Genomic DNA, 12,035 nt, shown 5'->3' on the forward strand with positions numbered 1-12,035 from the left:
CATTACGGCCACCTTCTCTGAGGTACTGATATGACTACTACAATCTGGAGCCTGCTCCTCGTTGGTGTGTTGGTCGCTCTGACATACAAGCGTAGTTCTCTGAAAGTTGCTGCCGGCGCGATGGCTGCTTTCACTGTGGCTGCATTCGTATTCGGCGCATCAACTGCTGTTTCTGTAATCGCACTGATTGTTGCTGCGGCACTGGGTGTACTGAGCCTTGACGGTTTCCGTACTAACACTGTGACCAAGCCAATCTTCAACTTCTACAAGAAGATCCTGCCACAGATGTCCGAAACCGAGCGTACTGCTCTGGAAGCCGGTACAGTCTGGTGGGACGGCGAACTGTTCTCCGGTAAGCCTAACTGGCAGATGCTGCTGAACCACCCGAACCCAACTATTCCACAGCGCGAACAGGACTTCCTGGACAACCAGGTTAAGACTCTGTGCTCTATGGTTGACGAGTGGGAAATCAGCCAGAACGGTGACCTCGCGAAGGAAATCTGGGAATACATCAAGAAAGAACGTTTCTTCTCTATGATTATCCCTGAGTCATACGGCGGCCTGGGCTTCTCTGCTCAGACTCAGTCTGCAGTACTGCAGGCACTGACCGTCTCTGGCGCGACTTTCTCTACTGTTGGTGTACCTAACTCTCTCGGCCCTGGTGAGCTGCTGCTGAAGTACGGTACTCAGGAACAGAAAGACCACTACCTGCCACGTCTGGCAGATGGTCGTGAGATCCCATGTTTCGGTCTGACCGGCCCACGCGCTGGTTCTGACGCAACTTCTCTTCCAGATGTTGGTGTTGTATGTAAAGGCACCTGGGAAGGTAAAGAAGTTCTGGGTCTGAAACTGAACTTTGAAAAGCGTTACATCACTCTGGCACCAGTTGCGACTGTTGTTGGTCTGGCGTTCCGTATGTTTGACCCTGAAAACCTGCTGGGCGACAAGAAAGACGTTGGTATCACCGTTGCACTGCTGCCACGTCACCTGGAAGGTATGGACATCGGTAACCGTCACAAGCCTATCGGTTCTCCGTTCATGAACGGCCCGATCTTCGGTAAAGACGTGTTCATCCCACTGGACTTCATCATCGGTGGTGCCGAGATGGCTGGTCAGGGCTGGCGCATGCTGGTTGAGTGTCTGTCTGTTGGCCGTTGTATTACTCTGCCTAGCTCTGGTGCTGGCGGTGGTAAGTACTCTATCGCGGCAACTGGCGCTTACGCTCGTATCCGTCGTCAGTTCAACGTGCCGATTGCTAAGCTGGAAGGTGTTCAGGAGCGTGTTGCACGTATCGCTGGTAACACCTACACCGCTGGCGCTGCTGCACGCGTAACTGCGATTGCGATTGACGAAGGTCACAAGCCTTCTGTTCCTTCTGCGATCCTGAAGTACAACCTGACTGAAATCGCTCGTCAGGTAGCTGTAGACACAATGGACGTTCACGGTGGTAAAGCCATTATCCGTGGTCCTAAGAACTACGTTGAGTCTGGTTACTCTTCTGTACCGGTTGCGATCACTGTAGAGGGTGCAAACATTCTGACCCGCTCTATGATCACCTTCGGTCAGGGTGCAATCCGTTGTCATCCATTCGTTCTGCCAGAGATGGAAACTGCGAAGGCAAACGACCTGAAAGGCTTCGATAAGGCGCTGTTCGGTCACTTCGGTTTCATCTTCTCTAACATGAGCCGTGCCATGGTTCTGAACCTGACCAACGCTGCCTTCACTGGTGTGCCTGTGTCTGGTCCTACCAAGTCTTACTACAAGCAGCTGAACAAGTACGCCGCTTCTTTCGCTATCTGTGTCGACATCGCTATGTCTACCCTGGGTGGTGAGCTGAAGTTCCGCGAACTGATCTCTGCACGTCTGGCTGACATGGTTTCTAAGATGTACCTGGCTTCTATGGTACTGAAGCACTGGGCTGACCAGGGTTCTAACAAAGAAGACCTGCCACTGGTTCAGTACTCTATCGAGAAACTGTTCTACGAGTTCGAAGAAGCACACGATGGCTTCCTGAAGAACCTGCCAGCACGTCCTGCTGCATGGCTGCTGCGTGCACTGACTATGCCTTTCGGCCGTCGTGCACAGGCTCCAAGCGACAAACTGGTTGCTAAAGTTGTTGACCTGGTGTCTTACCACACCGACACCCGTGAGCGTCTGATTCAGGGTGTTTACCGTGACGAAACTTACGGTACTGCGTACAACAACAAGATGCGTAACCCACTGGCCGTTTACGACAGCCTGCTGGATCGCGTTGAGAAAGCTGAAGGTATCTACAAGAAGATCGGTGAAGCGCTTAAAGCTGGTAAGTACGACGAGGCTGCTCTGTCCATCGAAGGCCGTATCAAAGACGGCGTGAGCATGGGTGTACTGACTGCTGAAGAAGGCGAGTTCATGCTGGACTTCGAAAAAGATGTTCTGGAAATGGTTCATGTTGACCACTTCCCACTGGAACACTTCGGTCCTGTGGCTGAAAACCACGACAAAGATGTTGCTAAAAAGACTTCTTCCAAGAAGAAGAGTGACGAAGCTTCTGCTTAATCACTGACATCTGAAAAAGCCCCGCTCTGCGGGGCTTTTTTATGCCTGAAAACCGGGTAGAATCAGGTCATCACACAAGGAACAGAGTATGCTGATCAGTAATATGGAAGTCGTCCCGGGTAAACGTATCGTGCGCCACCTGGGTATGGTACAGGGCAGCACAGTTCGTGCTAAACACGCCGGCAGGGATATCATGGCCAGCTTTAAGAACATCTTTGGCGGTGAACTGAAAGGCTACACCGAGCTGCTGAATGAATCCCGGAACGAAGCAATCGACCGACTGAAACGTCAGGCGGAAGCACTGGGAGCAAATGCGGTCCTTAACGTGCGTTTCAGCACTTCTTCAATCGCCGCCGGCGCATCAGAAATCTTCGTATACGGTACTGCAGTGGAAGTGGAAGACCGCTGATGGGGTTTCTCTACTTTCTGGCACTGCTGATTATCGGCTACCTGTTCGGTAAGTGGGCAGAAAAGCGCCATTATCGAAGTATCCACGAACGCGAGGACTCCCTTCGTGATCTGCTGGTATTGCCAGTGCGCGTTCCGGAGCCACAGCACCTCAGCCACGATTCCACCCTGGTGACCGGCAGTGTCGTGATTTCAGTCGACTACTTCAAAACCGTCGCCGCCAGCCTGAGAAACCTCTTTGGTGGACGCGTAGGCGCCTATGAAACTCTCATCGACCGGGCCCGCCGTGAAGCCACCTTGCGAATGCAGGAAGATGCGCAACTGAAAGGCGCAGAGCTGATCTACAACGTCAAATACGAAACGTCCCGCATTGGCGACAACGCAGGAAAGGGCTTGGGGTCTGTAGAAGTGCTGGCCTATGGCACCGCACTGATTCCAACCCGCTGAGCGTTACCGACGGGATGCCGACAATATGACACACCTGCCTGGTTCGAATCCTCGCCTGCCAGACGACATCAACAACAGCCACACCTCTCCACTGGCAGATTTCGCCTTTATGGCGGCAGGTCTGCTGTTACTGATCGTAGGCTTGTCACTGGCAATCGGCTGGAGCGCAACCTGGCTAGGCCCCCACATTCCTCTGTCGTGGGAGCCCCAGATCGTGATTGGAAAGACAGAAGAGAAGAGCGATCACCATCAGAAGATTGAGCGCTACCTGCAGAACCTGACAACCTCTCTGGCCAGTGAGACCGGCAAGTCAGCCATTCCGGTAACTCTTCACTATCTACCGGACGTTGACCTGCCAAATGCATTCGCTACTTCCGGGCAGAATATTCACGTGACCGCTGGCTTGTTGAATAAAGTCAGTTCTGAAAACGCCTTGGCCATGATACTTGCCCATGAATACGCCCACATCGAATACCGCCACCCTGCCATTCTGATGCTGGAACAACTCGCTCACACTCTGTTATTCGCCATGCTCGGCCTTAATGAGGATGGTGCCGGGGCCATTGCCGGAAACACCGGCCTGGCGACCCTGATGAGCTTCAGCCGGAAGATGGAACATGCCTCTGATATCAGAGCGCTGGAACTCTTACTGCTCAGGTATGGACACACACAAGGAGCAGCCGAATTCTTTAACGCAATGATGCTGGAGGAGGACTATGAAGAAACAGGCGGCGTGCTGTCACTGTTTGCCAGTCATCCTGACACAAACGAGCGATTGCAGAGAATTGCTGGCTATACCACTGATGGAGAGCTGACGCCCCTGCCAGACTGGCTGACATCTGCCACGGAAGAGTAACAGGAGCCCCTGACGGGGCCCCTATGGTTATTATTCCTGGTTATCCAGGAATCGCTCTGCATCGAGAGCCGCCATACAGCCAGTACCCGCAGAAGTAATCGCCTGACGGTAGATGTGATCAGAGACATCGCCCGCTGCAAAAACGCCTTCAACACTGGTCTGGGTTGCATTACCGTTCAGACCGCTCTGAACAACGATGTAACCGTCTTTCATCTCCAGCTGGCCTTCGAAAATAGACGTATTTGGCGAGTGACCGATCGCTACGAAGATACCCTCGAGATCAAGATCTTCGGTTTCTCCGGTGTCACGATTCTTGATGCGCATACCTGTCACACCCATGTCATCACCCAGAACTTCATCCAGTTCGCTGTTCCAGCGGATGGTTACATTGCCGTTCTGAGCTTTGTCGAGCAGCTTATCAGCGAGAATCTTTTCACTGCGGAAGCTATCACGGCGGTGAACAACGACGACTTCTGACGCGATGTTTGACAGGTACAGCGCTTCTTCAACCGCCGTGTTACCACCACCAATCACAGCAACGCGCTTTTTGCGATAAAAGAATCCATCACAGGTCGCACAGGCGGAAACACCCTTGCCTTTAAAGGCTTCTTCACTTTCGAGGCCCAGGTATTTGGCACTGGCGCCGGTAGCAATCACGAGTGCATCACAGGTGTACTCGCCGCTGTCGCCCTTCAGATAGAAAGGACGCTTACTCAGGTCAACCGCAGAAATCTGATCGAATACCACTTCGGTTTCAAAACGCTCTGCGTGAGCCTTCATACGCTCCATCAGCTCAGGCCCCTGAACGCCCATCGCATCGCCAGGCCAGTTGTCCACTTCGGTTGTCGTTGTCAGCTGACCTCCCATCTGCATCCCTGTGATCACAACTGGATTCAGGTTAGCGCGCGCGCCGTATACCGCTGCTGTATAGCCTGCAGGACCTGAACCGAGGATCAGGAGTTTAATGTGACGTGGACTGGTCATCCGGAAATCTCCGCTTTTGAACTAAAAATTAAACTGGGGCCAATTATAGGGAATTCACCCCTTTGGCGTAAGGAAGTTGGCGTCACGGAACGAAATATCCCAAAAAACCAGACCGTATGCGCCACCAAAGGGTGTTTGTGGTTATAAGGACAGGGCAATATCGACATATTCCCCGTTTGGCCCGTAAGCTCATAAGCGCCATACAGCCCCCAACGTATACTTCTTGACCGACGGAAATTACAACAATTAACAATCTTGGCTTACGTTGTGAATTCGCTTTGGATTCAAATACTTAGAACGTTTGTTCAGAGTTTAAGTTGCTTTCGTCAAAGAACGCTCGTTGTCGATATCGGTAGCGTGGTGCAGGATTACTTCCGTCACCCCGCATTCCTTAGGAAGGTTCCGATATGAGTAAACAACAGGAAATTCAGCAAAAGTCACGCCTCGGTACTTTGCTCCTGCACAAAGGACTGATTAACCGCAGGCAACTGGATGAAGCATTGAAGCTTCAGGCCAGCAGCAAACTGATGTTGGGGGAAGTTATGATACAACAAGGATGGTTAACAGAGCGCCAGCTCAAACAGGTTCTCAAGAACCAGTCGCGCTACCGTCTGGTAGCCGCAGTCGGCGCTGTGTTACTCGGACCGTTGCAGCCATTTATGGCAACGGCAAACGCAAGTATTGAACAGACTCAGATGGCGAGCCAGGCGGAACTCGAAAAGCGTGTCGGAATGAAGTCACTGGATGAGATGGACATGGGCGATATTACCGCTCAGGGCCTTCAGGACAACGTGGCCTACCTTACCGACGTGATCAACGGTGATGCGAGCGACGAAAATGCAACTGAGTCGGCCACCATGGCTATGTTCGAAAGCGTACTGCCAGGCCTGAACCTGCTGACCGACTATGAGATTTCGGGCGTCGAGTATTATGAAGATGGTCCGGTTACGACCCTCAATGCCGATGGTTCTCTGAGTGTTCAGGTGCCTAAGCGCATTGCTGAGATCGCTTTCCGCGATATCAATGTCCGTGGCAGTAACGGCCCGGCAATGGGAGATCTGATCATCAAAGATCTGCGAATGACCCCCGAGTCATCGATTACCCTCAGACTCCACCAGTAATAGCCATTCAGAGACGGGAGCTTCGGCTCCCGTTTTTATGTCTTAATTCCCCTTAATCCCCTAAACGGCGTGACCTGACTGCCTCTTCGCGCCCGAATGTTTCACCCTGCATTTTTAGTCCGGACATCCTCCGCCTAACGTCGATTAAACCCATAAAATCCTGAACCCCTGCTCCGTCATATTGCCAGAATAGACCCGGCATTTTTGCCTCACCGAACCCATAACAAAAGCAATGACAAGGAAGCACAGGTGAAACAACTTAATTCTCATCCATTGACCCATAGACGCATGCTGCTGCCGTTCTTTCTCACCGGCATGTTGATTCTGAATACTACCGCCGACGCCAATGCAGGCGCTCATGATGAACTCCTGAGCAAAGATGAGCTGTATAACCGCATGCATATGGCCCCGCTCGAAAATGACACCATGGACAGCGTTTCTGCACAGGGTCTACGTGATAACGCCGATTATCTGATTGATATGACCAACAACGGAGGCCCGGATGACGAAGCGGGAGAGCGGACGTTTATGTTCTTTCTTGAGAGTCTGTTGGCGGGCCTGGAATTGATGACTGACTACGAAATCTCGGATATCAGCTACGACGACCCGGACGCACAGATCATCACTCAGAACGACGATGGATCGATCACAGTCCTGTTACCGTCACGTATTGGTGAAATTGCGTATCGCGACCTTTCGGTAAAGGGCTATGAAGACTCGCCCCTCGGTGATCTGTTCTTCCGCGATATCCGGACAGCACCTGGTTCAAACGTTGTTCTGATTCCGCGACCAGAATAAAAAAACGGGAGCCGAAGCTCCCGTTCCTGTTTCCTCTGCCTACCTTCAGTAAGCGACGAGGAGCGGCACGAAGGCAACCAGTATAAGAGCTGTAGCCATCGTAGCCAGCGGAAGAAGTATCTTCTCGTGGCGATAATAGAAATTCTCGCCCTTCACTTCTTCTTTAGACAGGCGCACTTCCTCTTCTCCAACCACCTGCCTGGTCAGGAGATGATTCAGAGCCACCGGCGGACTGAGATAACCCAATTCGAAGGCTACCAGGGTCACCATCCAGAAGTGAACCGGATTAATACCACTGTCGTAAGCCACGGAGGCAATGGTTGCACTCACCAGAATCACCGCACCGTATGGGTCCATGAACATACCCACGATTACGAGTACGACAACCAGAAGTGCCATCGCCAGCCAGATCGAACTGAATTCGGTCGGGAACATAGCCATGACTTCAGCACGTTCAATCACACCACCGATACTGACGGACATGCCCATCAGCATCAGCAGAGCACCAATATGACCCGTTGTTTCGGTCGTCGCTTCACGGAGGGTTTTCTCCATGGAATCACGGCCAGTGCGCAGATCATCCCACGATTCTTCGAGACGGTGCTCTACGTAGTCAATATTCAGGTTTTCACGCTTAAGTACGTCCTTCTCCTGAGACAGACGCTCATAGATCAGGATAACCAGAAGGAGAACCGGCAGAATGATCGGAGCAGAGAACTCGTCTAGGTACGCATTCAACAGGATTGCGTAAACAAGCAGTGTCACACTGATCAGGATCACGTAAGGAATCAGTGGCTTCAGAGATTCTTTGAACTCAGGCCATACATCGCCTTCAGGGCGGTTCAGCATTTCACCCGGCTCTTTACGCGTAATCAGCGCGAAGAAGGCAAACAACACCGTGGTCAGGAAGAATACTTTTACACCCCAGCCGAAGAGCTGATCAGTCGTTACTTCGTTATTCAGAGCAGCAACGATCACCACGAGCAGACACGGACGCAGAACAACACCAAGAGACCCCGACATCGCTGTAGCTGCCAGCGCCAGCTGACGACGGGCACCCGCACGACGCAGCTCCATAAAGATCAGACCACCAACGGCAATCACGAAAATACCGGAACCACCCGTGTACGCAGTCGGCACTGCTGCAAGTGCAACCACGGCAACCGCCAGCATTTCAGGAGGCAGGCGCAGAGGACGGAAAATATTGAATACTTTCTGTGACATCTCAGTACGCTTCAGCAGCATACCAATCCACACGTACAGGCCTACATTCAGGAACAACTGTGACAGTTCCATCATCTGATTAAGATAAATACCGATACCCGCCGGATGGTCCGCCGAGATGAAGTAAATCCCTGAGACAATACACATGGTCGCATACAGCGGAACTGCCAGCTGAGCCGTGAGGAAGTTACCTCCCGGTTTCGCATCTTTCGGTATCACCACCATCTGATACAGAGTAATCAGTAACGGGGCGCCGAAACCAAAGATCCATAAATAGTGGAGAACCGCATGCTCGGTACTGACCTCAATCCCCGCGGAGAACGCGATTTCTTTGAAGCTGTATACAGAATAGAAGAGGATACTGAACGCAATAAACTGAGCCCCCGCAGCAACGCGGTAGTCCATTGCGGTCACCATAGGACGCAGAGAAATGTGATGACGACGAACCAGCGCAGTACCACCACAGATAAGTACCAGGATCGCCAGCATCACCCTTTGCGTGGCCATGCCCAGCTCACCGAACTTAGCTACGCCCAGCTCGACAGAGCGGAATAACTGAACGGCTGGAGTGATACGATCTTTGGTCGCATCGTACTGGTCATACTTGATCTGACACTGCTCTTTCGCGGCGGTGAGAGATTTACGCATGATCGCCGGATCGACGGGCTCAGGCGCAAACAGATCAAATTCATCGACAGGCTGGCTGTTACGCTCCTGTATCAGGCGGTTGAGCTCAACATCAATATCCATATTGAGGTTACAGCTTGGTTCCACCGGATCATGACGTAGCAGGAAGTAGCCTTCCCAGACGCTTTCCCCCAGTTGCAGCAACTGCGCATGCATTGTGTGGCTGGTATTCAGAATAATTACGAATACCAGTACCAGAAATGCAGGAAGCGCAGCGAGCCATTCGTATATCGTGCGGTGCCCCACACGTACGCTCTGCTCCATTTAAAACACCTCTTCTGATTAAAAAGAACCGAAGCCGGATGGCTTCGGTTCTGCTCCCCCTCTCCGGCCTGCCGGAGGAATTACCTGGCAGACGGAGTTTGTTTCACCTGTAGTTATTTATTCGAGGTTCTCAACACACTCTGCAGCAGCCGGATCCGACTTACAGCGGAGTTTCTTGAGCAGACGCAGCATAGTGCCGTCGTATACACCCTCGTCACGCAGAGTGATGCGCACCTGGCGCAGCATCTCGTTGTACTTCTTCACATCTTCATCTGGCAGATCCATCCAGTAGTGGGCTTCAATCTCATCGGTATGATGCTTGATTGATTTCACCGCACGGTCGAACAGGGTGGATACAAACTGACGCGACTTCTGGCCGAACTCTTCACCAAAGCTCTCGCGGTGCATGACCAGCTGGAAATCAAGGTACGCAAGGTTGTAGCGCATAATACCGCCCTTCTCACCCAGGCCTTTGTACATTTCCAGAGGCTTGTAAGCAATCGCAGGGGCGTACGCAACGTCCACGCTGCCGTTGTTAAACTTACCTGAGAAGTTTGCCGAGTTAGACGGTACTACCGCAGCGCCTACGTGGTTAACCATTTTGATGGATGGCTGATCGTAATCGAGTGTCGCAATGCGCTTACCCGACAACTCTTCAACGGTGTCGATCGAGCGATCATTCACGAACAGGTACACAGCACCTGCTGGAATAACACCACCAACTTCGTAGCGCTCGGTCTTCATGTACTTCGCGGCGCCCGGTGCGGAAATGGTCATCACGACATCGCGCATTACGTCATCATTAGGTACAGCACCAATCGCTTCGATTGTTGAAGCGAACTTGCTGAATGGACGGGCGCGGGCACCCGTCATAACTACTGCATCACACTGCTCTGCCTTGAAATCGTCGGAAGCGATTTTCTCATCAGTGTAGGCATGCAGTTTCATGTTATAGCCTTCCACGAGTGCAAACTCGCGGTAATCTTTCATCAGACCGAACATCGGCCCACTGCTTCCCAGTGGGTCATAAATACATACGTTACGGTCTTCAACAGCACCTGCAAGAGGTGCCAGGGTCATCGCTGCGATGGCCAGTAATTTACGCATAACTATTCCTTAATCTAACAGGTCGTCGATATCCATCACGGGCGCAGCACTTTCGTCTACGTCATCCCAGAAGGTGCCAAATTCACCTACTGGGGTCCGCGAGCCGGTAGCTTCCGTCCACATACGATCAGACACAGCACGGATCTGACGACTTGCTACGACATCCAGCAGGCGGTAATCGCGATGGCTTGGATTAGTTTTAAGGGATGCAGCGTGACGACGGATAGCGTCCTTAACACGGTCAGTGTGACCGCCACCGTCAGCAACAATAATTTCTACAGCATGAGCAAGACGGACACCGCTTTCGGTCGCACCACGCGCAGCGGCTTCCAGTTCTACCCACGGATCTGTACCTTCCGGAGCAGTATCCGGCATCAGAATCCAGAGACCCGCCTGAGCTGCAAGTGGCAGACCCCAGTACTCGTCGTTATCCAGACACTGCAGGCCACGTACAGACTTCATGGCGATATCTTTAGGCACGTTCACAACGCTCTGTGCTTTCAGGTCGTTGAGTACAGACTGAAGGCCAGCGAGGTTACCCAGCGCCCAGTAAACACCCTCGTCGTAGTTCAGGCTCGGGCATTTCTCACCCGGCTCACCAAACTCGTCGACCATGTGCTGGTATGCACGGTACTGACGGGTAGCCGCAATCGCGAATTCACGCTTTTCGCGGATACGGGAATCTTTCGCTTCGTTAATGTTCTGGTTTTTAAATGCGCGGATATAAGTGAGGCTCTCTTCAATTGCCTCCTCTTCGGCACAGGCACCCGCCATCATGTTCATCATGAGGCCGGCAAGATCATCCGTTGAAGTTACACGGGTGAATGCCATCACCAGAGGCTGAAGGCCCTGAGTCGTTGCACAGGCAACGTCAACGTCATCAATCGACATTGTATAAGGCGTAACATGACGATCAGTCAGGTCATAAACAACCCAACCCATCTGCATGTAGATGATGCTGCAGCCAGACAGCGATAACAGTGTCACTACAGTGAGTGCAATACGAGAGAGAAACGACATGACGCCCCCATCAGAATCAGTGTTTTTTTTATTATTCTCCGGGTGCAGTGCACTCCGGATAGGTTCGCACATGGAGGATATCCCAACGCGAACCGAATACCAACGTAAAACTACCAAATCGGTACGTGCAGGCCAAGGTATTGGAATTATCACGCCAAATAAAGGTTAGATGGAGCCAAGGGCCTCTTGCGAGTCATGCAAAAAACCGAGCGTAATACGCCATGAATCCAGCGTTATTACATAACGCTGACGAAATCACCGGGGGTGATAGCCTGCCAATAGTGTCATTATGCGACATTTTTAAGGGTTTTATTATGCCATAGCGACCCCATAACACCTGTATATCATGGCACCTTTGCACTCGCCACCATGCTCTTTATCAGACAGACACCGCAGTTTGTCTGATAAAAAATCAGGTGAGAATTGAAGGGCAGCATTGAGGACAAAGTCACATCACTCAAAATCAGCCGTTGCATTCATCTGCATTCGCGGCATAGTGAAATAGTACGTCACGGACTCAGGAGGAGCGTTTCTGAACGATCACCTCAGCACTCTGCCAGGAACTGGCAGCGGTTACAGAC

The 12,035-nt window shown here is 52.0% G+C and carries 10 protein-coding genes; 6 read left to right on the forward strand and 4 right to left on the reverse strand.

The window, feature by feature from the left end:
* Positions 1 to 30: 30 nt before the first annotated feature.
* The 4 genes from Q1L85_RS06825 to Q1L85_RS06840 all read left to right on the forward strand — a co-directional run bounded on the left by Q1L85_RS06825 (position 31) and on the right by Q1L85_RS06840 (position 4,249).
* Positions 31 to 2,538 (forward strand): acyl-CoA dehydrogenase, encoded by a 2,508-nt coding sequence (locus Q1L85_RS06825; RefSeq protein WP_300432685.1) that lies wholly within the window; start codon positions 31 to 33, stop codon positions 2,536 to 2,538.
* Between the two features lie 88 nt (positions 2,539 to 2,626).
* Positions 2,627 to 2,947: a YbjQ family protein gene (locus tag Q1L85_RS06830; protein WP_300426036.1), complete on the forward strand. Its 321-nt coding sequence runs from the start codon at positions 2,627 to 2,629 to the stop codon at positions 2,945 to 2,947.
* Positions 2,947 to 3,393 (forward strand): YbjQ family protein, encoded by a 447-nt coding sequence (locus tag Q1L85_RS06835; protein WP_300426037.1) that lies wholly within the window; start codon positions 2,947 to 2,949, stop codon positions 3,391 to 3,393. The genes Q1L85_RS06830 and Q1L85_RS06835 overlap by 1 nt, the downstream gene beginning before the upstream one ends.
* A gap of 25 nt (positions 3,394 to 3,418) precedes the next feature.
* The gene (locus tag Q1L85_RS06840; protein WP_300426038.1) at positions 3,419 to 4,249 is read left to right on the forward strand and encodes a M48 family metallopeptidase; all 831 of its coding nucleotides are present in this window, start codon (positions 3,419 to 3,421) and stop codon (positions 4,247 to 4,249) included.
* Positions 4,250 to 4,279: 30 nt separating this feature from the next.
* Here Q1L85_RS06840 and trxB read toward each other — a convergent pair whose 3' ends face one another.
* Complete coding sequence (gene trxB / locus Q1L85_RS06845) at positions 4,280 to 5,233, reverse strand: thioredoxin-disulfide reductase (protein ID WP_300426039.1); 954 nt, start codon at positions 5,231 to 5,233, stop codon at positions 4,280 to 4,282.
* Positions 5,234 to 5,640: 407 nt separating this feature from the next.
* On the opposite strand from trxB, the gene Q1L85_RS06850 reads away from it, so the two are divergent.
* Together Q1L85_RS06850 and Q1L85_RS06855 are read left to right on the forward strand one after the other, a co-directional pair.
* The gene (locus Q1L85_RS06850; RefSeq protein WP_300426040.1) at positions 5,641 to 6,354 is read left to right on the forward strand and encodes a hypothetical protein; all 714 of its coding nucleotides are present in this window, start codon (positions 5,641 to 5,643) and stop codon (positions 6,352 to 6,354) included.
* A gap of 249 nt (positions 6,355 to 6,603) precedes the next feature.
* The gene (locus Q1L85_RS06855; protein ID WP_300426041.1) at positions 6,604 to 7,152 is read left to right on the forward strand and encodes a hypothetical protein; all 549 of its coding nucleotides are present in this window, start codon (positions 6,604 to 6,606) and stop codon (positions 7,150 to 7,152) included.
* Positions 7,153 to 7,197: 45 nt separating this feature from the next.
* On the opposite strand, the gene Q1L85_RS06860 is transcribed toward Q1L85_RS06855, so the two are convergent.
* From Q1L85_RS06860 to Q1L85_RS06870, 3 genes are all read right to left on the reverse strand, one after another.
* Positions 7,198 to 9,327: a TRAP transporter large permease subunit gene (locus Q1L85_RS06860; protein ID WP_300426042.1), complete on the reverse strand. Its 2,130-nt coding sequence runs from the start codon at positions 9,325 to 9,327 to the stop codon at positions 7,198 to 7,200.
* Between the two features lie 117 nt (positions 9,328 to 9,444).
* Positions 9,445 to 10,434 carry a putative solute-binding protein gene (locus tag Q1L85_RS06865; RefSeq protein ID WP_300426043.1) on the reverse strand — a complete coding sequence of 330 codons (990 nt, stop codon included), beginning with the start codon at positions 10,432 to 10,434 and terminating at the stop codon, positions 9,445 to 9,447.
* A gap of 9 nt (positions 10,435 to 10,443) precedes the next feature.
* A complete protein-coding gene (locus tag Q1L85_RS06870; RefSeq protein WP_300426044.1) occupies positions 10,444 to 11,454 on the reverse strand; it encodes a hypothetical protein in 1,011 nt (336 codons plus the stop codon).
* Between the last annotated feature and the right edge of the window lie 581 nt (positions 11,455 to 12,035).

Origin of the sequence: uncultured Thalassolituus sp., from assembly GCF_950066645.1 — a bacterium.
Lineage (GTDB): Bacteria > Pseudomonadota > Gammaproteobacteria > Pseudomonadales > Oceanobacteraceae > Thalassolituus.